Origin of the sequence: Winogradskyella sp. KYW1333, from assembly GCF_003335675.1 — a bacterium.
Taxonomy (GTDB): domain Bacteria; phylum Bacteroidota; class Bacteroidia; order Flavobacteriales; family Flavobacteriaceae; genus Winogradskyella.
The window spans coordinates 1-26,302 of sequence record NZ_QPHL01000007.1; the positions used below are offsets into that span (position 1 = coordinate 1).

Consider the following 26,302-nt stretch of genomic DNA (forward strand, 5'->3'; position numbering starts at 1 on the left):
GCTCTAGTTGTTACGTCATCTGCTGAACTTGAAAACCATTCGCTACTGTTAAAACCAGGACCAACAAAAAATGCTCCTGGCTCTGGTGCCATTTTCCATACTCCATCAAGGGCAGATGGTTGCGGTGGTGGCGCAACAGCATTCTTTTGAAATTTGAAAGACCACCATCCATCTCCAGCTACTTGGATGTCTAAGTCCAATGTATTGCCATCTGCAGAGAGTTCTGCTTGATAAGTTATTGATGTTGGAGCTTCTCCAGGTGCACTCAATTCTGCACCATTGATAACTTTAGCTAGCCCCATAAATGCGCCTGTACCATCTATAGTTAACGTTCCCATTGCCGCATTATAATTATAAGTAGCTGAAGCTGATCCGTCATGAGGAAATACCGGGGTACCACATGCATCTGGAGTGGTGCCTTGCCAACCTTCTAACCAAGTATCATTACCTAAAACATTTTGAAATGTACCATCCTCACCGAATACATATTCATCATCAAACAGACATGCTCTTGTTGTAATATCATCTACCGAGCTTGAAAACCATGAAACATCATTCAATCCTGGGCCGACCCCAAAAGCACCTGCCTCAGGTGCAAATTTCCATGTTCCTGCAATAGGGGAATCTGGTGTTGGTTCCGGTTCTGTAATATAAATAACAGTATGCTCTTTTGTAATAGTTACGCTGTCTCTTCCTGGAAGAGAAGCTGTTACAGTAATTGTGTATGTAGCCGTTTCTAAAGGGTAGTTATAAATTACCATTGGTCCGCTTGTTTGAAACACATCTGAATCATCATTCGAATTACCAAAATCTATCGTGAATAACATTCTGCCATCGGGAGGGCTTGTTACTGGAATTACACCTGTTTCATTTCCTTCAGCGTTTAATGTAGCCACTGTAAAATCTAAACCTGCGATTATATTTAAATCCTCCTCGTCTTCGTAACAAGAATATGGCGTGCTTATTAACAACAATAATGCTATAATTTTAAAAGCTCCTTTTTTTAATAGTTTCATTTTATTTGTTTTTATTTTAATAACTTATTTTTAATAACCAGGATTTCCCCAACGATCTTCTGCATTGGCTAACTGTAGCTCAATTAATGGAATTGGGAAAACTTCATTTTTATTTGGTGTAAAGCCTTCTATCATAGAAGCTGCTCTACCTGTTCGAACCAAATCAAAGAATCCATGGCCTTCACCACCTAATTCTTTTCTTCTTTCTATATAAATAGCGTCTAAAAGCGTACCTTCAGAAGTATCAAAGTCATGGCTGTTATCCCCATAAGCTCTTGCTCTTACTTCGTTTAAATAACTTACTGCATTAGCGCCTCCACTTTGGATTTCTGCCTCAGCCGCCATTAATAATACATCTGCATATCTTATAGCTCTATAGTTTTGTGAATAATTTAATGGATCTGAACCAACTCCATCCGCATCTTTTCTTGGCATATATTTTCTATTAAACAACCCGGTATCATCTCTACCTTGTGAATAACTGTCTTGATCCTCTCTCAAATCAAAAAATGTAACGTCACGTCTTGCATCACCCTCTTCAAATAAATCAAATAATTCTACTGACGGTAAGCAGAAACCCCAACCTGAAGAAAACTCACTATTACTCCAAGGTGAACGAGGTCCACAAAATTGAGGGAAATAAGTGCCTTGACTACATTCTATACACCCCCAACCTGCTGGTTCTACACCAGTATACTGAATCTCGAAAACTGCTTCTGTACTATTTTCACCTTCGCCTTCAAAAAGTTTAGCGTAGTTATCTCCGTGTGTTAAAGAAAACTGATTGCTCGCGATTACTTGGTTTAGTTCTGTTGCTGCGTTAGCAAATTTTGATTGGTCGAAAGAACCGTGATATAAATAAACTTTACCTAATAATGCTTGTGCTGCACTCCTAGTAGCTTCATATGGAAAATCTTGAGAAACCGGTAAATTGGGCATAGCTTCTTTTAAATCTTCCTCAATTAAACTATATGCAGTTGCTATATCTGCAACTCTTTCCAAACCAAATTCTTCTTCTGGAAAAATTCGCTCATCCGCAATTCTCATAACACCATTACGCTCTTCAAGTTTTAATGGCACATTACCAAAGTACTTTACCAATTCAAAAGTGTAATATGCTCTTAAAAAGTAAGTCTCTGCAATAAGCTCCTCTTTACCAGCAAAATCTGTTTTTCCCTTGAACTCAAGGATAAAATTAGCTCTATTTAAACCGGCGTACATTAACCCCCAAATACTTCTCAATTGATTTTCATCAGCCGGAGTGTGTATCATTAAATTGATATTTTGCAGGGTAGGCTGATCGTAATTAAACGCATCACCTCCGGCCGCATAGTCTGGTGAAGCAACAATACCTGTAAGCACATTCCAAAATGTTGATTGAAGCATGTCATATGCGCCTACAAGAGCACTTTCATATTCTTCTTGATTATTGAAGAAATCAGTATCATTAAAACCATCTGGTTCCACTTCAACAAAGTCATCACTACAACCTACAACATAGAGTAAAGCGAGACCAAATAAAATTATTAACGTTCTTTTCATAACAAATTAAAAGTTTAAATTAATTCCTAAAAGATAAGATGCGGCAACCGGATAAAATCCTTTATCAATTCCTCCTCCAAGAGGAGCACCGGTATTAGCAGATGGGTCAAACCCAAAATAGTCAGAGATGGTAAATAAATTATTACCAGACACATAGACTCTAAAGCTATTTACACCTAAGGAGTTAACTAATTTTTCTCCAAATGTATAACCTATCTGCACATTCTGTAAACGTAAAAATGATGCATCTTCAACATGAAAATCATTAAATACATCAGTATTTACGTTGGCACCAGAAACAGCCCTTGGTACAGAATTACTAGTACCTGTACCTTGCCATCTTTCTAGCATATATGTACCTCTATTTGCGTATAAATCCTTGCGCTCATAGTCTCTAATCATATCATTACCAATCGATGCAAAGGCGTTCGCACTAAAATCTATGTTTTTATAAGAAAAGCCAATATTTAAGCCAAATGTTGCATCTGGTATTGGGTTTCCAATATTGGTCCTATCATCAGCTGTAATCTCTCCATCTCCATTTGTATCAACAAACTTTAAATCACCAGGTGCTACATCTCCAATGGTACTGTAAGAGCCTGAAGGTGCAGTAGCATTTAACGCATCAATTTCCGCTTGTGTCTGGTAAATACCATCCGTAGCATAACCATAATAATGACCTAAAGGAAGTCCAGGAACCATACGAGTAATACCTGTTTGATTAATACCTACTCCGTATTCTCCACCCACTGGTGTTGTTCTGCCATTAAGTGAAATAACCTCATTATCAATTGTTGTAAAATTAAAATTTAGATTGAATTTAAAATCATCAGAAAAATTATCGTTATATCCAATTGCAAATTCAAAACCAGTATTACGAACAGTACCAGCATTAACAACAGATGGTCCTGTTGCTGGTGCACCTACACCAGTAATACCTGAAGCTTGAGGTGTTAATAACAAGTCTTTTGTTTGTTTTCTATAGGCATCTGCAGTGATATTAATTTTATTATCCCAGAAGCGAAGGTCTAGACCAATATTTGCAGTTTCTTGTTCTTCCCATTTTAAATCTGGATTTCCTGGTCTACCAGGTGCTAATCCAAATAATAAATCATCTGATCCAACGTCAATTGTTGCTTGCCCATCTAACCTTGTAACAAAGGCAAAAGCTGGTATACGGTCATTTCCAATGACACCGTAACTAGCTCTTAATTTTAAGTTGTTAATCCAATTAACTTCTTTCATAAAAGCCTCGTCAGAAATATTCCATCCAATAGATCCTGAAGGGAAGTAACCAACATTATTCCCATCTTGAGACGAGAATTGAGAAGAAACGTCTCTTCTTAATACAGCAGACAATAAATACTTGCCCTTATAATTATACTGTATTCTTGTGAAAAGTGATGAAAGACGAGCATCAAACCAATCAGCTCCGTTTTCTAAGGCTGCCTCAGTAAATCTTGGTTGTCTAACCATTCCATCGTCATAAATAGACTGTCCTGGTTCATTAGTACCTATCTCGGTACGGCCAATATCACCGTAAAATCGTCCTTTAGTTCTATATAAAGAGGTTCCTAATAACACCGTTAAATCATGTTTGTCATTAAAGGTATTAGTATATGTGATTAAATTATCCCATGTGAAATCTGTATAATCTGCACCAAAATCAACAACTTCATTGAAAACAACATCGTCTTCTAAGGCCGATAGTGAACTTACCGTATTAGCTCCTTTACCATTACCGTAATAAACTTCTGGCCTAAATACATCATCACGAACATTGGCATGGTTTCCTTGAAATCTAGAAGTAACAGTAAAGTTTTCCCAGAATGTGTAATCTAATCCGATCACACCACTATAGCGTTCCACTTTGCTTGTATTATAGGAATCAGCTATTTGAGCAACAGGATTAATAATTTCAATCTGAGAAATATCGTTAGCGAAGGCAAATACACCATTTTCATCTCTAACTGGCATCGTTGGATTTATATTAACTGCATTATATAATACTGCTCCGATACCACCTTCCGCTAGATTATTTTTTTCTGACTTCGTTAATAAAGTATTAGCTGTTAATTTTAAATTATCTAAAATATCATACTGATAATTTATTCTACCTGTTAATCTTTCATAGTTATTTTTTTCACCACCAACAATACCATCTTGATTTAGGTATGACACACCAGCAGAGAATGCTGATTTTTCAGTACCTCCACTAACATTTAAACTAAAATCAGTTATAGGTGCAACCTCAAAAACTTCATCTTGCCAGTCTGTACCGCTATCTGGATATACAAAAAATTCAGTAGCGTCAGCTGCGTCATTTACATATATAGCAAAATCTCTTGCGTTTAATAGATCCATCTTCTTACTTGTGACTTGGAAACCAGAATATGTATCTATTTGAAAATTCAATTCGGAATTAGTGCGACCAGATTTAGTTGTAATTAAAATAACACCATTTGCTGCCTGTACACCATAAATACCAGCCGTTGCATCTTTAAGTACATTTATCGTTTTAATATCATTTGGATTTAAAACAGATAAATCTGTAATTCTATTCCCATCTACCAAAATTAAAGGTGCGTTATTACCATTTGTAGTAATACCGCGAATTCTTATATTAAGACCACTACCTGGCGAACCAGAGTTAGAAGTAACATTTACACCAGCCACTTGACCTTGTATTGCTTGCTCAACCCTAACAGGATTAAGTTTTTCGATTGCCTTTGAGTCTAGTACACTAACTGCACCTGTAACTTCTTTCTTTTTTTGTGTCCCATAACCAATAACTATAACTTCACTTAGTGCTTCAGCATCTTCTTGAAGTTGAATTGTTAACGGTTGTTCATTTTCCACTATTATTTCTTGAGATTGATACCCTATGTAAGAAATAACGACAATAGAATTTAGAGGAACATCGTCCAGAGTAAATTTTCCGTCAAAATCAGTTGAAGCGCCTTTTGCAGTGTTTTTGATAATAACATTTACGCCTGGTAAGGGTTGGCCTGAAGAGGCTTCTGTAACTATTCCTGAAATGCTAATGTTTTGACTGGCGATTGAACCTGTCATTAGCATTACGATTAAAGTTAAAAATTGATTACGCATAATTATTTTGATTTATTGCAACTTAAAACAAGTTGTTAAGAAATCATTAATAATTGGCTATACAATAAATATACAAGGCAATAATTAAGGCCTATTTTTAAGGTAAATTCAATATTTAGCCAATAAAATAAGGAATTTTGAATTTAACATTTAATTAATAGAATTCCTTTAATACAGTGGTTTTAACACCGATGTATAGTTTTTGTATAGGTATTTTTAAAGGATGTATAGGAGTGTTAAAGCTCTATAATGTAATTAGATAGGCTTTGGTCGTGCTCAAGTCCCATTTTTTTTCGTAAACGATAGCGTTTTACCTCAACACTTTTATGTGAAATATTTAAAAGTGGAGCAATTTCTTTTGATGATAAGTTGAGTCGTAAATATGCACAAAGACGCAAATCATTCGGTGTAATTGCAGGGTGTAATGCTTTAATTCTTTTCATAAAGTCTTTATCGACATTATTAAACGCTTCTTCAAATAATTTCCAATCTCCAGTACTGTTTAGACTTGAGTTGATTACCTTAATTACACTTTTAATGTCGTTAGTGGATTGTGCCCTTGTTAATTCTTCTTTAATATTATTAAGTAGTTCATTACGTTTAACAAGGTTCATAGTAGCCATACCCAATTCCCTGTTTTTGTTTTCAATATCCAATTGAAGATTCTTATTCTTAAATTGAATTAATTGTCTTTGATTTTCTAACTGCTCAAGTTCAAGTTCTTGTGCCTTTTTCTTAAGTAAAGTCTCTTTTTGCCTTTTGTAATATCTCTTATTGAGATAATGAATAAGGTAGATAGACACCATAGCTAAAATCACATAAATAATTAGGGCTAATGGTTTAATATACCATGGCTTTTCAATAGAAAAACTATAACTTATTCTATTCTTAGAAGTTACTCCATCGGTTATTGCTCTCGCTTCAAAAGTGTACTCACCATGAGGAAGATTCTCAAATACAACCTCTGGGCTAGAAGACCATTTACTCCATTCATCATAGATACCCAATAATCTATATTGATACTTATTAGATGATAATGCATTATAACTCGCTACACTATAATTAAAGCGTAAGTTATTCTCTTCAGTTTTTAAGCTTACAGAAGTATTTGTAGCTAATGATATAGATTCATTACGAATTGAATTATACGATACACCATTTAAGAATATCTCTTTCTCTTCTTTTTTAAATTTGGCTAAATCTATAATTAGATACCCAACAGTTGTACCAATTAAATATCTTTTGTTATCCAAATACAACAGGTTATCATAACCAGGTTTACCCTTTCTGATATTACTAGAAATAGGTAATGCTTCTATTTTGGGATTAGAAGTAAGTTTTCCAGGTTCTATATAAACAATCTCGTTCTTGGGAAATCCCCAAAGTCTCTTATCATCAGAATCATAAATTAGTTTTCCGGAAAGATATTGATTGCCACTCAAAACAGAACTGAACAAACTATCTCTATTAAAAGTGAAACTAACTTTGTTATATTTAAAAACACCGTCTTGATTGCAATACAAAATATCATTATTGTATTGTGAAATACCAGACTTGGATCCCATTAATTTTGAAATTTGTGACGATTTTATAACATTCCTATATTCTTCATCAATAATTAACCTATATATTCCTTTGTATTCATGGCTAACTAAAATCTCTCTTGGTGATGTAAACTCTAAATATCTACTGGAAATATCAAAACCTTGAATTTTATTTCTTTTTCTCCATCCCTTAATTGTCTTTTCTAATACATGAAGACCTTTATAATTACCGGTGATTATCAAATTTGGATTATTCTCAATTTGTTTGATATTCCAAGTCCCTATTTCTTCTGAAATTAGGGTTGAACGATTATCTTCTATAATAAAGGTTCCCTTATCATGACCGCAAAAAAAAGTGCCGTCTATAACCTCCAAGCTCCAAACCTGACCGTTTGTTCCTTTAATAAAAGTAAAACCTTTATCTCTATTGAAGTCTCTATAAAATAGTCCTTGATTTGTCCCTAGGTAGAGTGTGTTTCCAATTTTTTTTGTAACATAAACTGTTCCCAAAATACCCAACTTGTCTTGAAAAACTCGGTATGGAGAATTCAGATTAATTACGTTAATGCCATTATCTAATCCGAGCCATACATTACCATAGGAATCTTCGTTAATAGATAGAACTGTATTATTACTTAAGCCAATTTCTCGATTAATAGAGAATACTAAATTTCCATTAGTATCAATGTTTATTAAACCATTGGATATTGTACCCAAAAGAAAACTGCCGTCTTTAAGCCTAATACTACTATAAATACTTTCATTTAAAATTATGTTGTCAGCATTAATGGACCATTTTTCAAGGCTTTTATTTCTAACCTTATAAAAACCTCTTTCCTGAGATATGAGAACTAAATCATCTTCAAAACTGAACATATTATTTACTTGAATACCATTAATATCTTCAAAGTCAATAAATTTAGACTCCTTTCCATTCTCTAATTTAAATAAACCCACACCTCGCTTTTGAAAATAGACCATACCATTTACTTCAAAGATTTTATTGATCCTAAGGTCAGAATTTATAATACTAAACTTTTTATTTTCGGTACTGTAGATATATATTCTTTCAAAAGACTGAAAAAGAATAAAATCTTCTACGGTAATAATGCCCCAAATCTCTTCATCCTCCAACATATTTAAATTATTTTCATGGACTAAAGACGAATAAAATAGTTCTCCATATTCATTTCTTTGCCAATAACCAAAATCCATATATCCACCTGTATATATGTTATCTCCAACACTTTTTACGGTTCTGAGAATCACATCATTTGGTGATTTATATACCCGCCATGAGGCACCATTGTATTCTAACAGACCTCCATTATTAGCAACATAAATAAAGTTATTGTCATCATGTGAGATTGACCAATTCTGATCTTCAGCTCGATAATCTTGTGGCGTAAAAACATTTATTGGAGGAATTTCTTGAGACTGAAGAAAGGAACCAAGGAAAACAAATAATAGACAAATTAAATTTCTAAAAATTATCATTTGAAAAAAATAATTGAAAGTACCACAACATTTGTGTTTTGTTTTATTAAGGCTAAAAGATAAGCATTTATATGGTTTTTTACCCCATATGTAGTGGTTAAACAATTTTTATCTTATTGAATATGACTAATTTTTATATAGATTAAATGACAACATAATGACATTTTTATTGAATATTTTGAAATATAAAGCATGACCATTATGATAGTTTATATTAGGATAGATTTCTAATTTAAAATCAATTTTTCGACTGTGGAAAAAAGAAAACCAAATCATGTTACCTTAGAAAAGAACTTCTTAGGCAAACCTCCTAGAATTAAATCAAAATTCATATTTGATTACTTAATTGCCAAACAGAATAAGGACAATACTTGGCCAATTAAAAAACTTAAAATAAAGGATTGAAGAAATCAAAATAGATTATTTCACATTTATGGTAACTTCTGATGTAATATTCCGTGATGAATTTCCAATTCTCAAACTATAACTACCTGGTTCTACTGTCCAAGCTTTTTGAGAAACATCATAGTACGCTAATTCTTTAACTGGTAATTCTAAAGTAACCTTTTTACTTTCTCCGGAGGTTACCATCACCTTTATAAATCCTTTTAATTCCTTTTCAGCTCTTTCAACTTCAGAATTTGATTTACTAACATATAACTGCACAATCTCTTTTCCATCCATTTCTCCAGTATTTTCAACCTCTAAGGAAATTAAAATTGTATCATCATTAGAATACTCATTCTTATCTGTTTTAGTATTTTTAATGCTGAAAGACGTATAAGAAAGTCCATAACCAAATGGATATAATGGCTCTACATTTTTTGTATCAAACCAACGATAACCCACCAATAATCCTTCCTCATAGGTTACAGATTTGTCGCCAGGAAAACTATTAGTTGCATGGGCTGGAGAATCGTTTAGAGCTTTTGGCATTGTCCATGGTAATTTACCTGAAGGATTAACATCGCCTAAAAGCACATCCGCCAATGCATTACCCCCTTCAGAACCATTAAACCAGCTCCATACCAATGCTTTTGACTTTTCTTTTATGGCCCCTAAATCAAAAGGTGCACCACCTATCATAACCACAATCGTATTAGGATTTACCTTAAGCACCTCTTTAATAAGTTCTACTTGACCGAATGGAAGCTCTAGGTCTGCTCTATCTGAAGCTTCAGTTTCAAAATCCCTATTAGAACCTGCAAATATTATTGTAATATCCGAATATTTCGCAGTATCAATAGCATCTTGAAGCATCTTCGGATCTAACTCATCTATGGTGTCAACTCTTTCTTGTGTAACATCTCCAAAAACAGATTCCTTTTTCGGAGCATATCTTTCCTGATAACCCTCAGCATAATTAATTGTTACTGATTCTGGAAGTCTATTTTGTAATCCTTCCAATGGCGTAACTTCACGCTTTGTTTTTACACCTGCACCGAAACCACCAAGAGCATTTTTCTTTTTTGCATTATTGCCAATTACAGCAACGGATTTAATTCTGGAAGCATCTATTGGTAAAAGTTCATTACTGTTTTTTAATAGAACTATAGATTCTGAAGCAATATCATAAGCGTCCTTAAAATGAGCTTCTGTGTTAATGATACCTTTTTTGCGGTCATTAGCTCCCATTCTTTTTACTGTATACATTAATTGCATGATACGTTTTAAGTGAATATCTATTTCATCTTCAGAGATTTTACCTACTTTAATAGAATCTATCAGTGGATCTGCTAAATAAAACTCATTAAATGGTTTTGGAGTTCCCATCTCAATATCTAAACCACTTCTCAATGAATTAACCGAAGTATGTACAGCATTCCAATCTGAAATGACAATACCTTCAAATCCCCACTCATCTCTTAAAACATCATTTAGCATGTAGCCATTCTCACACAAGTATTCTCCCCTAAATTTATTGTATGCTCCCATCATACTATAGGCCTTCGCTTCCACTACGGCATCCTTAAAAGCAGGTAGATATATTTCACGTAGTGTACGTTCATCAATCTGTACATTTACGAAATCCCTATTGGTTTCTTGATTGTTTGTCGCATAGTGTTTTACGCACACTGCAACATCATTTTCTTGCATACCAACCACAAAGGGAACCGTGAGTTTTTTATTCAGAAACGGATCTTCTGTAAAGTATTCATAGGTTCTACCACCTAAAGGCGTTCTAATAATATTAATAGCAGGAGATAACAACACGTCCTTATCTCTGGCACGAGTTTCTTCACCGACACTAAATCCAAATGTATAGGCCAGTTCAGTATTCCATGTAGCAGAAAGTCCACCTCCAGCAGGATAGTATGTGGCAAAATCATTATCTAATCCGGCAGGCGCCCAAGAATCTCTTGAAATCTCTTCACGTACACCTAATGGACCATCTGCCATTTTCAATTCAGGTACTCCTAAGCGTTCTACACCAGCTGTGGAAAACATACTTGTACCATGTAGCATTCCCGTTTTTTCCTCTAATGTCATTTGACTTATTAAAGCATCTATTTCCGCGTCAAAATCATGCGTTATAGATTCACCTTGATAGGTTTTAGATAGCACTTTTTCATCCATTGAAATTTCTCTTTTAGTTGAATCCTTACAGGATATATTGATAATTGATACTGCTATAGTTGCTAATATGGTATGCTTCAATCTCATAAATCTTGTAATTGTATCGTTGGAAAATTTTGGTTGTAAAAAGAAATAGTTTAACTAGAAAAAACTCCTTAAAGATATTTAAACATTTTAGTTTACAACAAATAATATTGAAAATAGTTATGAGTTGAAAATACAAAAAAGCCTTATTAAATATTTGGTAGATTACCTTAAACTACACATAATTATTACTCGTTCTAAAAAATCACCATTTACCGACAGTTATCCGTAATTCAGGTCGTTTAAATTGCTACACGTCTTTTTTAAGATAACGCTCTTTTTTGATTAATCAATTTTTTCAGATTGCTCATCCGAACTAAGCCATGAATGAAATTATCGCTTAAACTAAGACAAGCAGTTGAAAGCGCCTGTTAGGTTTACCTACTCAGCATAGTTATGTATTAAATATCTTAAAGCATAATGAGTAATAACCATTAATCGACAGTTAATGTTTATTCAAAGGCTTAAAACCACTATTCAACGATTTAAAAAAAGGACTAGATTACATTTGTGTTAAGTTCAAGTAAAAATGATTTAACCTTTAGCCCAAGTACTAATTTTATCATAAGGTTAAAAGAGCGTCCGTAGTGACGCTCTTTTTTTATATTTATGCATGACGAGAGACTTCAACGTGTGAGAAAAATATTAAAAACATTACTTTTTTAGAACGGCTTAGAATATGTTTAGTAAATAATAAAAAAAAACTAACACCATATAAATATATTAATTACAGTTTTTCTAGGCACAAAAACTTGACTTATTATCGAACCATCTTAATGAGCCTAAGAACGTAGTGAAGTACATGACGGCAATTCCCATTGAACGACAGTAAATGTATATTCAACGTTATATAAATGTTATTCGTCTTTTTAGAAAGGTTAAGGCTATGGATAATAATTAATTTCGATTTAGCTATCTCATAGTAGCTGATTGATTGTGAAGCACTAAAGAGTGTTGGTTTTGTCAGATTTACCAATGCTCTTTTTTTATATCTTTATTTCCAATCGTACTATTCTTGTTTATTGTTTTTTGTAATGAAATATCTAAAAAATGATGCTTTTTTGTCACTTGTTGTCTAAATGTTGACAAATCATTAATAGAAAAACCGTAACACTTTGTAAATAAAGTAATTACGGTTTTCATCTGTACTGAAGGCGGGACTTGAACCCGCACGGCCATAATGGCCATTGGATTTTAAGTCCAACGTGTCTACCAATTCCACCACTTCAGCATCAAGGTTACGAACTGTAACCATATTGGTATATATTGTATAGAGCGAAAGACGGGATTTGAACCCGCGACCCTCACCTTGGCAAGGTGATGCTCTACCCCTGAGCTACTTTCGCGTAGTCTTTTTAAAGAACATATTCGCTATAAAAGCGGATGCAAATTTAAAATATTTCTTAGAAAAGCAAAGTCTTTTTTTAAAATAAATAGAAATTAAATTAGGCTTGTTTTTTCTTAATCAGCATACGCTTTATCTCATTAAGCTTCATTAAAGCCTCAACAGGAGTCAAGGTATTAATATCTGTATGTAATATTTCGTCTTTAATTTCTTCTAACAATGGATCATCTAGGTTAAAGAAGCTCAACTGCATATCATCTTTAAGCGATTTTACCGTATCCGTTAATTCTTCGCTAGAATGGGACTTTTCTAATTTTGATAATATCTTATTTGCACGACGAATAACCTGTTGTGGCATACCAGCCATCTTAGCTACATGAATTCCAAAACTATGTTCACTACCTCCTTCAACCAGTTTCCGCACAAATAGAACATTGTCCTTTAGCTCCTTAATCGCAACATTAAAGTTTTTAATCCTACCAAAGGTCTCAGTCATTTCGTTAAGCTCGTGGTAATGCGTTGCAAACAAGGTTTTTGGTCTTGCAGGATGCTCATGTAGATACTCACTAATGGCCCAAGCTATAGAAATACCATCGTAAGTGCTTGTGCCACGACCAATTTCGTCTAGAAGCACCAAGCTTCGTTCAGAAATGTTGTTTAGAATAGATGCCGTTTCATTCATCTCAACCATAAAGGTAGATTCGCCCATTGAGATATTATCGCTAGCACCAACACGCGTAAATATTTTATCTACCAAGCCTATTCTCGCTTCTTTTGCCGGGACAAAACTTCCTATTTGAGCCAGCAATACTATCAAAGCTGTTTGTCTCAATATAGCTGACTTACCAGACATATTAGGTCCAGTTATCATAATGATTTGTTGTGACTCTCTATCGAGATAAACATCATTTGCAATATAGGGCTCACCAAGTGGTAGTTGCTTTTCAATAACTGGGTGACGACCATCTTTGATATCTAATTCAAAGCTCTCATCAATCTGTGGGTAATTATATTTATTGGATTTTGCCAAACTTGCAAAGCCACATAAACAATCTAATTGACCTATCAGTTGTGCATTTTGTTGCACCTGAATAATGAATTGGTGCATCCAAAGCACTAGCTCAGAAAACAGTTGTTGTTCAATGGCTAAAATACGCTCTTCTGCACCGAGAATCTTAGCTTCATATTCCTTTAATTCTTCAGTAATATAACGCTCCGCATTAACCAGGGTTTGTTTTCTAATCCATTCCTCTGGTACCTTATCTTTATGTGTATTCCTAACTTCTATATAATAGCCGAATACATTGTTAGACGCTATTTTTAGCGATGGAATTCCTGTACATTCACTTTCACGTTTTAGCATAGCATCTAGGTAATCCTTACCTGACTTTGACAATCCTCTTAGCTCATCTAATTCTTGAGAATAACCTTCAGCAATTGTATTACCCTTCAATACATTGACTGGAGCTTCTTCATTAAGTGTTTGCTTTATCTTATCCCTTATTAAATCACAATTATTTAGATTCTCACCAATGACTTTTAGAGCTTCATTTTCACAAGTTTCTGCCAAAGATTTTATCGGCACAATTGCTTCCAATGAATTCTTTAAATGAATCACTTCGCGAGGACTCACTCTAGTCGTTGCAATTTTTGAGATAAGACGTTCTACATCACCAATATGCTTTATTTGCGCTTGTATTTTTTGAAGAACCGCTTCATTATCTAGGAAAAACTTTACAATCTCATGTCGTTGCTTTATCTTATCTGCATGCTTTAGCGGTAAGGCTAACCATCGTTTTAAAGTTCGCCCTCCCATCGCAGAAATGGTCTTGTCAATAACGTTAATAAGTGTAACTGCATTTGCATTTGTGGAATGGTACAACTCTAAATTTCTAATAGTGAACTTATCCATCCACACATAATCATCAGTTGCAATCCTTGATATGGCCGCAATATGCTCTAACCTGTTATGCCGAGTTTCATATAAATAATGTAGCACCACACCAGAAGCTATAATACCCTCATATAAATCTTCAATCCCAAAGCCTTTTAGAGTAGTAGTATTAAAATGTTTGGTTAAGGTTTGGTGAGCATAATCGGCTTGAAATACCCAATCTTCCATATAAAATGTATGGAAGTCATTTCCAAAAGTTTTAATAAACTCCGTTCTACATTGTTTGGATATTAAAACTTCACTAGGACTAAAATTCTGGAGTAACTTATCTACATATTCTAAATCACCTTGAGATGTTAAAAATTCTCCAGTAGAAATATCTAAGAAGGAAACACCAATATGTTTTTTATCAAAATGGACCGCACATAAAAAGTTGTTTGATTTTGAGTGCAGTATATCATCATTCAACGCTACACCAGGTGTTACCAATTCCGTTACACCGCGTTTTACAATTTTTTTGGTTTGCTTAGGGTCTTCTAATTGATCGCAAATCGCTACACGTTCACCTGCTCTCACCAACTTTGGCAAATACGTATTTAACGAATGGTGTGGAAATCCTGCCAGTTCTGTTTCACTTTCGCTACCTGCGCCTCGCTTTGTTAGAATTATATCTAAAATCTTAGATGCTTTTATGGCATCACCACCAAAGGTTTCATAGAAATCACCAACTCTAAACAACAATAAAGCATCGGGATACTTTGCTTTAATAGCATTGTATTGCTTCATTAATGGTGTTTCTTTTTTTGCCTTTTTAGCCAAGAGTTTTGTGTATTTTTGTCTAAAATGTAAGTGTGCTAATTTAGCCAAATAGCTTAGTTATATAAAGTAAAAAAGCTATAAGTTATCTACAATTAGACCAAGATTTCAACATGCGAAAGTTAAAAAACGAAGAATTAGACCGATTAGATATTTCAGAATTTAAACAAGCTGACAAGTCACCTATTATAATAATTCTTGATAATATTAGAAGTTTAAATAATATTGGTTCGGTGTTTAGAACCAGTGATGCCTTTTTAATTGAGAAAATTTATCTCTGTGGAATAACAGCCCAACCACCACATAACGATATTAGAAAAACGGCTTTAGGAAGCACAGAATCTGTAAGTTGGGAATACCATGAAAACACAATTAATGTAATTGACAAGTTAAAATCTGAAGGCGTCATTATATGCTCAATTGAACAAGCAGAAAACGCCACATTTCTCAATACTTTTGAACCTCAACTAAATACTAAATATGCCTTTGTTTTTGGAAACGAAGTTAAAGGTGTACAGCAAGATGTGGTTGACAATAGTGATGTTGTGATTGAAATCCCTCAATATGGCACCAAGCATTCCCTAAATATCTCTGTAAGCGCTGGTGTGGTAATATGGGATGTGTTTTCTAAAATTAAAAGTTTAAAATCTTGAATATAACAAACAAAAAAATATTTCCAATTTCGTTAGTCGTAATAGGTATAATTGTAATTCTATTTTCTACGGGATTATCAATCTTGGCCTATGCCTTACTAGGAATCCCAGCAGGTAACCTCATCATTTGGTTTGGTTTCATATCTATTCAACTCGCAGTCTATAGCTTTAACAAAGGTTTTAAGGCTAGCAAATCCATGGTCGGAAAATTTATCCGTATTCTTATGTTGGTCTTGACCATAGTTTCAATTTTGTGGTTTGGTATTGCATTTCTACTATCTGGAAATTTTAATTTTGATTTTAGCTCAAGTGCTACCGGATATCTCGTTAGTCCAGAAGCATCCATTCTTTACTGGAATATTATATATGTATTGATTGTGACACTAATTGTATTAATGATTACACATTCACTTTTAAGATATTTTGAATGCCTTAAAGACACTAAATGATATCTTCATCAAAACAAGCTTGGCCAACAAGAGATACCATGACTCAGATTTATGATAAGCATTTTTGGGGCGGAGAAGAGTTTGATTTTTATTCTGGATATGGTTCGCATGATTTACAAATTGTTCAACCTTACATTGACGCGATTAGAACGTTTTTTGAATTGCATAATCAAAACCTAATTGTTTGCGACCTTGGATGTGGTGATTTTAATGTTGGAAAGCAACTTGTTGAATTTACTGAATCATTCATTGCTATTGATATTGTAGAAAACCTAATCAAAAGAAACAAAGCATTATTTAAGGCAGATAATTTAGAGTTTTATTGTTTAGATATTTCCCAAGATGAATTACCAAAAGCAGATTGTATTATCCTGAGGCAAGTCCTTCAGCATTTATCAAATAATGAAATAATTCGAATTGTAAGAAAGCTATCAAACTATAAATATATTGTACTTACTGAGCATATTCCAATCGGTGAATTCACTGTTAACAAAGATGTTATTTCTGGTCAAGGAATTCGCCTAAAATATAATAGTGGTGTAGATTTACTGGCAACGCCTTTTAATCTCAAAGTGAAAAAGGAAATACTACTGAATGAAATAAAATTAGGCACTAATAAAGGAATAATTAAAACTGTTTTATACGAATTGTTCTAGCCATTAATTTCATTCAACAACCATAAGTAGTCTTCACGATTCTTTACAAAATCACGATCTGAAATATCTATGATTTTTACGTTTAATTCTGTTTGGTTCCGCAAGAAACTTAAATATCCTGAGTTAATTTTCTCTAGGTATTCATCTTGTATTTCTTTCTCATACTTACGTCCGCGTTTTTTTATATTTTTTTGTAATCGCTCTGTGTTTTGGTAGAGATAGACATATAAATCTGGTCTTGCGATGTCTTTATAAACCTGATAGAACAATTTTCGATATAGCCTAAACTCATCTTCGGGCAAGGTTATTTTTGAAAAAATGAGCGATTTATGGACGTCATAATCACTTACCATAAAATCCTTAAATAAATCCAATTGCGATAAATCATCACTTATTTGCTGATAACGATCCGCTAAAAAAGACATCTCTAGCGTAAAGGCGTAACGCTCTGGTTCTTTATAGAATTTCGGCAAGAACGGATTATCTGCAAAACGTTCTAAAATTAACTTAGCATTAAAATCTTTTGAAATCTTTTTAGCTAAGCTCGTTTTCCCTGCACCAATATTCCCTTCTATTGCAATAAAGTTAAAATCACTAAAGCTGTAGGCCTTTTTTGGATTTTTTAACCATTTATTAATAGGTTCAATTTTTGAATTATCTGAGCATTCCCCTAACAATTCTGAAACTGTTTTATTCAATTTTGGATGCGCTACATCTTTTGCAATATCCATCAAAGGTTCCAGCACAAATCTACGATGATGTAATTCTGGATGAGGAATTACAAGACTCTTTTGCTCAACTATTTCATCTTCATAAAACAATATATCCAAATCAATTTCACGTGATTCATAACCTTCAGAGCTTGACTTCATGCGGCCTAAATCCTTTTCAATCTTCAAAAGATACTTTAATAGCTTTTTTGGTTTCAATTCGGTATTAACCATAATGCAAGCATTATGAAAATCTTCACCTTCAAATCCAAAAGCAGGTGTATTATATACTTTCGATATTTTTTCAATAGTACCAACAGTTTTAAAAATAGCATCAATGGCAGATTGCAGATTTAGCAATTTCAAACCCTTATTACTACCTAGTGCTATGTAAACTGTCTTCGCTAATATCATGGAGAAAGCAAATTAACTAAAAGATATATTAAAAGATTATCTTTGAGTCAACATTTTATCTACAATTTTAAATGGAATTAAAGGACAAACTTTTAGCTCAACGCATATACCTACTATTAGGTGGCCTTTTTATAACCTCGCTTGTTGTATCTAATTTAATTTTTCAAAAGTTTTTTTATTGGTACCCTATAGACATTGAAATTTTTGGGAGTAAACTATTTGAAATTTCGGTTGGCATATTGCCTTACCCTATTACTTTTTTAATTACAGATTTAATTAGTGAAATTTATGGTAAAAAAAGAGCAAACGATGTTGTAGTCGCAGGCATTTTCGCTTCCTTTTTTTCAATGCTTATTATATATACTTCAAATGCGGTTCCTGCTACGCCATGGTCACCTGTGCAAGACAATATGTTTTCTACAGTTTTTGGAAGTACAGCAATTGCAGTTTTTGCAAGTATGATGGCCTATCTATTAGCTCAATTTGTAGATATTCATATTTACCATTTCTGGAAAAATCTAACCAAAGGAAAACACCTTTGGTTACGTAATAATTTCTCAACATTTTTATCCCAATTTGTCGATACTGCTACGGTCCTACTTTTACTATGTATTTTCGGCAAAATTGAATGGGATAAGTTCACGGGTTTGTTAATCGCTGGTTTTCTATTTAAAGTGCTCGTTGCCTTATTTGATACCCCATTTCTTTATTTAGGAGTGTATATGTTTAGAAGACGATTTAAGCTAAAATTAAATGAAGAAATTGAATTACTTTAACGGTAACTTTAATATAAAATTCATTAAGAAGTACTCAAGTAAAAAACCATTGATTGAGCACTGTGACTAATTATACCGATCAAATTATAGAATAATAAAAAAGTAACTTCTTAATATAAGTAAAACCATAGTCAATACAACGGATGGTAAAATATTAGCATGAAAATAAAACAAAAATAAACACCACAATTACCAAAACAAATTCATCTGAAGATGCTGTTAAAAAAGGGCGGGGAAAATGTACTATACGATATTTTCGAAAAAAAGAAGAGTAAAGTAAGAGAAGCCAGAAAAGTTCCTGATTCGACTAAAAATGATTGATTTTAGACAAAAAAGATTCATTTTTTGCCAATTTCTGTTAATAATTCATATTTTTCTTGCTTTTCTTAATTATAAAGTTATGTTGGGGGTTGATTAATTTTAAACTAATTCCATGAGGCAATTAAAAATTACCAAGCAGGTAACCAATAGAGAAGACAAATCTTTAGACAAATATCTACAAGACATTAGTAAAATTCCTTTGATTACTGCAGATGAAGAGGTAGAATTAGCACAAAGAATAAGGAAAGGGGATCAGCAAGCTTTAGAAAAATTGACCACTGCTAACTTGAGATTTGTAGTTTCTGTAGCGAAGCAATACCAAAACCAAGGATTAAAATTACCAGACTTAATTAATGAAGGAAATGCTGGTTTGGTTAAAGCCGCTAAAAGATTTGATGAAACCAGAGGCTTTAAATTTATCTCATATGCAGTTTGGTGGATAAGACAAGCTATTCTTCAAGCATTAGCTGAGCAATCTAGAATTGTTCGATTACCACTCAATAAAATCGGAACTATCAATAAAATCAATAAAACATTTTCTCATTTAGAACAAATACATCAACGCCCTCCAAATGCTGAGGAAATTGCTCGAGAGTTAGAAATTAGTGTGAGAGAGGTAAAACAATCCATGAAAAATTCGGGCCGTCATTTATCTATGGATGCCCCATTAAAACAAGGCGAAGACTTTAGTTTATACGACGTAGTCAGCGCTAGCGAATCACCCAACCCAGACAAATCATTGATGAAAGCTTCCTTAAACATAGAGATTGAAAGAGCTCTAGATACGCTAACGCAAAAGGAAAGTGATATCATAAGATTAAATTTTGGTATTGGAGATCAACCTGCTATGACGCTAGAAGAGATTGGTGGAATTTATGATTTAACAAGAGAACGCGTAAGACAAATCAGAGAAAAGGGCATTAGAAGATTAAGACATGCCAGTAAGAGTAAAATTTTAAAGACCTATTTGGGATAATTAATTTTTTATTTTCAAATAGTTGGCATATATTTGCCGTCCATTATTAGAAACACAATAAAATATCATTAGATGATAAAGATTGAAATTAAAGAAGGAGAGAATATCGAAAGAGCACTCAAGCGTTATAAGCGTAAGCATAGAAACGTTCAGATTATGAATAATTTGAAAGAGTCTCGTTATTTTACAAAACCTTCAGTTAAGAGAAGAAGAGAAATCCAAAAAGCTGAATATATTCAGGGCCTAAGAGATCAAGAAAACATATAATTTTAGATTTATATAAATTGAAAGAGCAACTTAACAGTTGCTCTTTTTTTTATCAAAATTTGCTCAAACCAAACCATTTTTGACTTTTTAATCATAGGAAAGATGAAGCTATATTCAATAAGTTTTATTCAATCCAGGCTTGTGTTTTATTAAAATCTAAATTTTTCACTTTATATTCTGCTTTTAATTCTGATGGGGCAATTGGCCCTTCTTTATAACAATGATGAATGTTCTATCTGTTTTATAATCATCTGTCAGCATCTTATAAATCATTGCTATTAAAAACCCTGTCCTAGTACTTTTAAATAATATAAATTTGAACTGAAAACTAATACCATAATAATAAACAAGTTACATACTCAACTCAATCACTAGACCTTCATTCGCTCTAACATTAAAAACGGTATTGTCTTCAAAAATTAAATATTGTCCTTTGACACCAACTAATTTGCCTTCGAATTCAATGGCTTTATTCAGATTTAAGCTCTTTGGTTTTTCAGGATATTGTCCAACTGGAAAATGTAAATGTGTCTCGGAATTATTCTCGATAAAGTAATCTTTAGCTTCGTCAGGAATATACTTCTTAAGCTTATTTCGCCATTCAATTAAATCTGCATCTTTCACGTCATTTTTCAACATATTTCTCCAATTTGTTTTATCAGCAACATGCTCTTTTAGAGCAACTTCCGTAATACCTGCAAGGTATCTGTTAGGAACTTCAACTATTTCAATAGCTTCGTGGGCACCTTGATCTATCCACCTAGTCGGAACCTGACTTTTCCTCGTAACACCAACCTTAACGTTACTGGAGTTAGCCAGGTATACAATATGGGGTTGTAATTGCACTTTTTTCTCATATTCTAAATCGCGATCTTCTTTATCTAAATGAGCAGTACTTAATTCCGGGCGCATTATCCAATCACCAGCAATTGGTTTATCAAAAAAACATGTTCTACAAAATCCTTGCCTGTATATTGGCCTATCAAGACCACAACTTAAACATTGACTACCAACAAGTTTTATGGATACACTTTTATTCAATAATTGATTCATATGAATGAAGTCATTCTCAAAGACCAAATAATATTGAATTGGTTCTAAAAACTCAGTTTGCATTTTAGTAAGAACACCTCTGTAAATCATAAAAGAAATTTATTATTTTTAGCATCTATGCCTTAATAAGATTAGCATAAAGAATTTTGAAGAAATAGATTTAATAATAATATTTTAGTTAAAACTAATTATATTTCGCTTTGCGAGTAAAGATAATCAATCCATGCCAATTCCTATTGTAAATTCTATTGCTTCATGGTTTCTAAAAAAACGATTTCATCAGATTGATTTGTTTTTAAAATATCCTAATGAAGTACAAAATGAGCTTCTTTTTAGCCTATTAAAATTTTCTAAGGATACAGAATATGGGAAAAAGTATGATTTTGCGTCTATAAAAACCTACAAAGAATTCAGTGAACGTCTCCCGATAATTAATTATGAAACCCTTCAACCCTTAATTGAACGATCTAGACAAGGTGAACAAAATATATTTTGGCCAAGGCCTATAAAATGGTTTGCAAAATCCAGTGGAACAACCAATGCTAAAAGTAAATTTATACCTGTAAGTAATGAATCCCTTGAAGATTGCCATTATGCCGCAAGTAAGGATTTGCTTTGTATGTATTTAAATAATAATGAAGATGCTCAATTATTTACTGGTAAGAGTTTAAGATTGGGCGGCAGCAAAGAATTGTATAAAGAAAATGGAACAGTATTTGGAGATCTGAGTGCAATTCTTATTGATAATATGCCTTTTTGGGCAGAATTTAGCAGTACTCCTAGCAGTAAAGTCTCGCTTATGAGTGAATGGGAAACTAAAATGACTGCTATAGTAGAAGAAACAATAAATGAAAATGTTACTAGTCTTGCAGGTGTACCATCGTGGATGCTAGTATTGTTAAACAATGTATTGGACAAAACAGGAAAGGATAGTTTGTTTGATGTTTGGCCAAATTTAGAGGTTTATTTCCATGGTGGCGTAAGTTTCAATCCTTACATAGAACAATATAGGGCCATGCTGCCTTCTAAGAAATTTAAATATTACGAAATCTACAACGCATCTGAAGGTTTCTTTGCTATACAAGATCAAAACTATACTGGTGACTTATTACTAATGTTGGATTATGGAATATTTTATGAATTTATCCCAATGGACAGCTATGGCACTAGTGAACAAGAAGTCATCCCACTAAGTGATGTAAAACTTAATACAAACTATGCGCTCCTTATTACTACTAATGCTGGTTTATGGCGTTATAGAATTGGGGATACAATAAGGTTTGTGAGTTTAAAACCACACAGAATAAAAGTTTCTGGAAGAACTAAACATCATATTAATGCATTTGGTGAAGAATTAATAATAGAGAATGCAGAAGATGCTCTTAAAAAGGTCTGCAAACGGACCAATTCAGAAATTGTAGATTACACTGCCGCTCCAATATTTATGAAAGGAAAAGAAAAGGGTGCCCATGAATGGATTATAGAATTTAAGACACCTCCAGAAAATATGTCTTATTTCGAAGAATTATTTGATAACGCTTTAAAGGCATTGAATTCAGATTATGAAGCGAAGCGCTATAATAACATGACTCTCAACAAACCGGTAATCCATTCTGCGAGAACCAATTTATTTTATGATTGGTTAAAAGAAAAAAACAAACTTGGAGGGCAACATAAAGTGCCTCGATTATCGAACGATCGCGTTTTTATTAATGAATTGTTAAACATTATTTACTGCAAATAATAATTTTTAAAAAGGAATTTACTTACCATTAATCTTTATAATTAGTTTATTCAACTAAATTTTTTGAATTAAATAAAGTTTTTTATCAATTTTATCTGTAATTAATTAATTCCTAACCTCAAATGAAAGTTTTATCCTCAATAACTGCATTATTATTTTTAGCTATTGGAATCTTTTTTTCTGATAATAAAAAAATACTTAAAAATGATGGTAGTAATAAAAGTGGTTATCTATTTACGATAAATGTAACTAAAATAAATTCAAAGTATTCCGAAATACCAGCTGCTGTTTTTAGGAATAAGTTAGTTATAGTGTCTTCCAAAAAAATAGGAGCATTAGGTGGTAAAATAGATAAATCTACTGGTGAACCAATCTCAAATCTGTTTTGTACAGAATTTAATGAAAAGAAAAATGACTTTACCACGCCTATATTGTTTAGTAGAATCTTGAATACAAAAAATAGTGAAGGACAAGTAGCATTTTCCCCTGATCAACACACAGTATATTACACAAGAAATTCAAAAGAAAATCCTTTCAATTTTCAATTATATGTCGCTAATTTAGAAAAAGACTCATACGGTAATTGGATTAATCATAAACGCCTTGAAATAAATAGCGTTAGTCACTCTATTGAAAACCCTCATGCAACATCTGATGGTAAATTTTTATACTTTTCTTCCAATAGAGAAGGTGGTTTTGGTGGATACGACCTTTATAAGGCTTACATAAGAAAGGATGGTTCGTTGAGTGAGCCTATTAATTTAGGTCGTACAATTAATACATCTGCTGACGAAAAATATCCTTACACGGTTAATAACGAATCTGAACTTTTTTTCTCCTCCAAAGGCCACAATAGTGTAGGTGGGTTTGATATTTTTGTGGCGAATAATTATAGAAATCTTAATTATTCTGAACCTAGAAGTTTAGGACCAGACGTTAATTCTCAGAAAGATGAAATAGCATTTACTTTCATAGATAACGAAAATGGTGTGTTTTCCTCAGATAAGGATAATAATGCAAGACGTTTTAATATGTATAGATTTAATGCTAAGGAAATTCTCCAAACTTTAAGAGGAGTGATTGTTGCAGAAAACGACGAAAAATTAATAAATTCTATTGTTGTGCTTTATGATGCATATGGCAACGAAATTGAGCGAAAAATAACAGATCGAAATGGCATTTACGAATTTCAAATTAGACCATATGAAGTCTACAATCTAAGAGCCATTAAAGATGGCTATAAAGATTCTTTCGTTAGATTCCAGTCAAATGAAAATAATCGAGATGTAGCTTTCACTGAAACAGTACAGTTAAAATCTCAAATTAATTAGTTATCACTTCGATTCATTCAACGCTAAAATTTGAAAATATATTTTGATCAACGATTTTTAAGTTGATTTTATCCAATAATTATCAAGATTTTAAGAAAATTTTGTTTTTGATTATATATTCGTATCGAAGAGAAATAATAATGATTTTATCTCCTCAACAGAACAATATTGCATGCAATATTTTATTAATCAATCCTAACTAAATATAAAAACCACAAAATCTAATTTAGATCTTGTGGTTTCTGTTTTAGTAGCACTAAACGTCTTAAGAGACTGCCTTCAGTTTTTTCAATGTAGATTTAGAAAGTCTATCTTCAGCATATGTTTTGGTAACATTCAATTTTGTCTCTCCTGAACCTGGTAAGTCAAACATTGCCTCAGTTAATATTTCTTCACATAAAGATCTAAGACCACGAGCACCAAGTTTATATTCAATTGCTTTTTCCACAATATAGTTAAGCGCACCTTCAGTAATACTAAGGTCAACTTCGTCCATTGCAAACAGTTTCTTATACTGTTTGATTATCGCGTTTTTGGGCTCCGTTAAAATAGCTCTCAAAGTATTAGCATCTAAGGGATCCATATGAGTCAAAACAGGTAGCCTTCCAATGATTTCAGGTATTAACCCAAAATCTTTAAGATCCTTTGGAATTATATATTGAAGAATGTTGTCATTATCAACAGTATCTGTATTAATTGAACTGTAGCCAATAGCCTGCATATTTAGTCTTTTGGTAATAATACGTTCAATACCATCAAAGGCACCACCTGCTATAAACAATATATGCTCGGTGTTTACTTCAATAAATTTTTGATCTGGATGTTTACGACCTCCTTTTGGTGGCACATTAACAACAGTTCCTTCTAATAATTTTAATAAGGCTTGTTGTACACCCTCACCAGAAACATCCCTAGTAATAGATGGATTGTCGCTTTTACGCGCAATTTTATCAATTTCATCAATAAATACAATTCCACGTTGCGCTTTTTCAAGGTTATAATCTGCAGATTGAAGTAATCTTGTTAATATACTCTCCACGTCTTCTCCAACATAACCAGCTTCAGTAAGAACTGTTGCATCAACTATAGCCAAAGGCACATTCAACATTCTGGCTATGGTTTTTGCCATCAAAGTTTTACCAGTACCTGTTTGACCAACCATTATGATGTTACTCTTTTGTATTTCTATTTCATCATCAGATGGTGGTTGCAACAATCGCTTATAATGATTATATACTGCAACAGACATTACTCTTTTTGTATACTCTTGCCCAATAATGTAATCATCTAAGAATACCTTTATTTCTTTAGGCTTTCGAAGCATCAATTCAGCACTTAATTCTGAATTACCACCTTGCTTAGATTCTTCTATTACAATTCCATGGGCTTGCTCGATACACCGATCGCAAATATGCGCATCAAGTCCTGCTATAAGCAAATTTGTCTCTGGCTTCTTCCTTCCGCAAAACGAACATTCTAATTCTTCTTTGGCCATAATATTAATTCTAATTTGTAGATATAGTCTTCAA

18 protein-coding genes and 2 tRNA genes are annotated in these 26,302 nt (G+C 33.0%); 9 read left to right on the forward strand and 11 right to left on the reverse strand.

Translation table 11 applies throughout. The features are described from left to right. The 4 genes from DUZ96_RS00065 to DUZ96_RS00080 all read right to left on the reverse strand — a co-directional run. Positions 1-1,016 (reverse strand): hypothetical protein (locus DUZ96_RS00065; RefSeq protein ID WP_220222671.1); only part of this gene is annotated, 1,016 nt, incomplete at its 3' end. Between the two features lie 30 nt (positions 1,017-1,046). Beyond that, positions 1,047-2,558, reverse strand: a complete 1,512-nt coding sequence (locus DUZ96_RS00070; RefSeq protein WP_114299245.1) for a RagB/SusD family nutrient uptake outer membrane protein — start codon at positions 2,556-2,558, stop codon at positions 1,047-1,049. Positions 2,559-2,564: 6 nt separating this feature from the next. Next, on the reverse strand, positions 2,565-5,666 hold the full coding sequence (locus DUZ96_RS00075) for a TonB-dependent receptor (protein WP_114299247.1): 3,102 nt from the start codon (positions 5,664-5,666) through the stop codon (positions 2,565-2,567). A gap of 236 nt (positions 5,667-5,902) precedes the next feature. Beyond that, complete coding sequence (locus DUZ96_RS00080) at positions 5,903-8,707, reverse strand: triple tyrosine motif-containing protein (RefSeq protein WP_114299249.1); 2,805 nt, start codon at positions 8,705-8,707, stop codon at positions 5,903-5,905. A gap of 252 nt (positions 8,708-8,959) precedes the next feature. Here DUZ96_RS00080 and DUZ96_RS12845 point away from each other — a divergent pair, with 252 nt between their 5' ends. Further along, positions 8,960-9,112, forward strand: a complete 153-nt coding sequence (locus DUZ96_RS12845; protein WP_181855200.1) for a hypothetical protein — start codon at positions 8,960-8,962, stop codon at positions 9,110-9,112. Between the two features lie 15 nt (positions 9,113-9,127). Here the strand turns inward: DUZ96_RS12845 and DUZ96_RS00085 are convergent, their stop codons facing one another. The 4 genes from DUZ96_RS00085 to mutS form a co-directional block, all read right to left on the reverse strand. Then, complete coding sequence (locus tag DUZ96_RS00085) at positions 9,128-11,371, reverse strand: glycoside hydrolase family 3 C-terminal domain-containing protein (protein ID WP_258774272.1); 2,244 nt, start codon at positions 11,369-11,371, stop codon at positions 9,128-9,130. Between the two features lie 1,143 nt (positions 11,372-12,514). Then, positions 12,515-12,599 (reverse strand) — tRNA-Leu (locus DUZ96_RS00095). Positions 12,600-12,642: 43 nt separating this feature from the next. After that, positions 12,643-12,714 (reverse strand) — tRNA-Gly (locus tag DUZ96_RS00100). A 99-nt stretch (positions 12,715-12,813) separates the two neighbouring features. Further along, positions 12,814-15,426 carry a DNA mismatch repair protein MutS gene (gene mutS, locus DUZ96_RS00105; RefSeq protein WP_114299306.1) on the reverse strand — a complete coding sequence of 871 codons (2,613 nt, stop codon included), beginning with the start codon at positions 15,424-15,426 and terminating at the stop codon, positions 12,814-12,816. Positions 15,427-15,536: 110 nt separating this feature from the next. On the opposite strand from mutS, the gene DUZ96_RS00110 reads away from it, so the two are divergent. Genes DUZ96_RS00110 through DUZ96_RS00120 form a run of 3 tightly spaced genes read left to right on the forward strand, consistent with a single transcriptional unit; the run spans position 15,537 to position 17,181 of the window. Beyond that, positions 15,537-16,076, forward strand: coding sequence for an RNA methyltransferase (locus DUZ96_RS00110; RefSeq protein ID WP_114299254.1), 540 nt, complete (start codon positions 15,537-15,539; stop codon positions 16,074-16,076). Then, positions 16,073-16,525, forward strand: a complete 453-nt coding sequence (locus DUZ96_RS00115; protein ID WP_114299256.1) for a hypothetical protein — start codon at positions 16,073-16,075, stop codon at positions 16,523-16,525. Before DUZ96_RS00110 ends, DUZ96_RS00115 begins: the two co-directional genes overlap by 4 nt. Continuing rightward, a complete protein-coding gene (locus tag DUZ96_RS00120; protein ID WP_114299258.1) occupies positions 16,522-17,181 on the forward strand; it encodes a class I SAM-dependent methyltransferase in 660 nt (219 codons plus the stop codon). Before DUZ96_RS00115 ends, DUZ96_RS00120 begins: the two co-directional genes overlap by 4 nt. Here DUZ96_RS00120 and folK read toward each other — a convergent pair. Next, on the reverse strand, positions 17,178-18,305 hold the full coding sequence (gene folK / locus DUZ96_RS00125) for a 2-amino-4-hydroxy-6-hydroxymethyldihydropteridine diphosphokinase (RefSeq protein WP_114299260.1): 1,128 nt from the start codon (positions 18,303-18,305) through the stop codon (positions 17,178-17,180). The genes DUZ96_RS00120 and folK overlap by 4 nt on opposite strands. A 71-nt stretch (positions 18,306-18,376) precedes the next feature. Between folK and DUZ96_RS00130 the strand changes: the two genes are divergently transcribed. The 3 genes from DUZ96_RS00130 (at position 18,377) to rpsU (ending at position 20,645) form a co-directional block, all read left to right on the forward strand. Beyond that, positions 18,377-19,081 (forward strand): queuosine precursor transporter, encoded by a 705-nt coding sequence (locus tag DUZ96_RS00130; protein WP_114299261.1) that lies wholly within the window; start codon positions 18,377-18,379, stop codon positions 19,079-19,081. A gap of 433 nt (positions 19,082-19,514) precedes the next feature. Then, complete coding sequence (locus DUZ96_RS00135; RefSeq protein WP_114299263.1) at positions 19,515-20,378, forward strand: RNA polymerase sigma factor RpoD/SigA; 864 nt, start codon at positions 19,515-19,517, stop codon at positions 20,376-20,378. Between the two features lie 72 nt (positions 20,379-20,450). Beyond that, positions 20,451-20,645: a 30S ribosomal protein S21 gene (gene rpsU, locus DUZ96_RS00140; protein ID WP_114299265.1), complete on the forward strand. Its 195-nt coding sequence runs from the start codon at positions 20,451-20,453 to the stop codon at positions 20,643-20,645. Between the two features lie 351 nt (positions 20,646-20,996). Here the strand turns inward: rpsU and DUZ96_RS00145 are convergent, their stop codons facing one another. Beyond that, on the reverse strand, positions 20,997-21,788 hold the full coding sequence (locus tag DUZ96_RS00145) for a DUF2797 domain-containing protein (protein ID WP_114299267.1): 792 nt from the start codon (positions 21,786-21,788) through the stop codon (positions 20,997-20,999). A gap of 133 nt (positions 21,789-21,921) precedes the next feature. On the opposite strand from DUZ96_RS00145, the gene DUZ96_RS00150 reads away from it, so the two are divergent. Further along, entirely contained in the window at positions 21,922-23,442 is a 1,521-nt protein-coding gene (locus DUZ96_RS00150; RefSeq protein WP_114299269.1) for a GH3 auxin-responsive promoter family protein, read from the forward strand. Between the two features lie 122 nt (positions 23,443-23,564). After that, the gene (locus DUZ96_RS00155) at positions 23,565-24,773 is read left to right on the forward strand and encodes a carboxypeptidase-like regulatory domain-containing protein (protein ID WP_114299271.1); all 1,209 of its coding nucleotides are present in this window, start codon (positions 23,565-23,567) and stop codon (positions 24,771-24,773) included. 265 nt (positions 24,774-25,038) lie between these two features. On the opposite strand, the gene clpX is transcribed toward DUZ96_RS00155, so the two are convergent. Further along, positions 25,039-26,268 carry an ATP-dependent Clp protease ATP-binding subunit ClpX gene (gene clpX, locus DUZ96_RS00160; protein ID WP_114299273.1) on the reverse strand — a complete coding sequence of 410 codons (1,230 nt, stop codon included), beginning with the start codon at positions 26,266-26,268 and terminating at the stop codon, positions 25,039-25,041. Positions 26,269-26,302 lie beyond the last annotated feature (34 nt).

Coding starts and splice junctions, on each gene's coding strand:
- DUZ96_RS00070 (WP_114299245.1), bottom strand. CDS start 2,558: ATGAAAAGAACGTTAATAATTTTATTTGGTCTCGCTTTACTCTATGTT.
- DUZ96_RS00075 (WP_114299247.1), bottom strand. CDS start 5,666: ATGCGTAATCAATTTTTAACTTTAATCGTAATGCTAATGACAGGTTCA.
- DUZ96_RS00080 (WP_114299249.1), bottom strand. CDS start 8,707: ATGATAATTTTTAGAAATTTAATTTGTCTATTATTTGTTTTCCTTGGT.
- DUZ96_RS00085 (WP_258774272.1), bottom strand. CDS start 11,371: ATGAGATTGAAGCATACCATATTAGCAACTATAGCAGTATCAATTATC.
- DUZ96_RS00110 (WP_114299254.1), top strand. CDS start 15,537: ATGCGAAAGTTAAAAAACGAAGAATTAGACCGATTAGATATTTCAGAA.
- DUZ96_RS00120 (WP_114299258.1), top strand. CDS start 16,522: ATGATATCTTCATCAAAACAAGCTTGGCCAACAAGAGATACCATGACT.
- folK (WP_114299260.1), bottom strand. CDS start 18,305: ATGATATTAGCGAAGACAGTTTACATAGCACTAGGTAGTAATAAGGGT.
- DUZ96_RS00130 (WP_114299261.1), top strand. CDS start 18,377: ATGGAATTAAAGGACAAACTTTTAGCTCAACGCATATACCTACTATTA.
- DUZ96_RS00135 (WP_114299263.1), top strand. CDS start 19,515: ATGAGGCAATTAAAAATTACCAAGCAGGTAACCAATAGAGAAGACAAA.
- rpsU (WP_114299265.1), top strand. CDS start 20,451: ATGATAAAGATTGAAATTAAAGAAGGAGAGAATATCGAAAGAGCACTC.
- DUZ96_RS00145 (WP_114299267.1), bottom strand. CDS start 21,788: ATGATTTACAGAGGTGTTCTTACTAAAATGCAAACTGAGTTTTTAGAA.
- DUZ96_RS00150 (WP_114299269.1), top strand. CDS start 21,922: ATGCCAATTCCTATTGTAAATTCTATTGCTTCATGGTTTCTAAAAAAA.
- DUZ96_RS00155 (WP_114299271.1), top strand. CDS start 23,565: ATGAAAGTTTTATCCTCAATAACTGCATTATTATTTTTAGCTATTGGA.
- clpX (WP_114299273.1), bottom strand. CDS start 26,268: ATGGCCAAAGAAGAATTAGAATGTTCGTTTTGCGGAAGGAAGAAGCCA.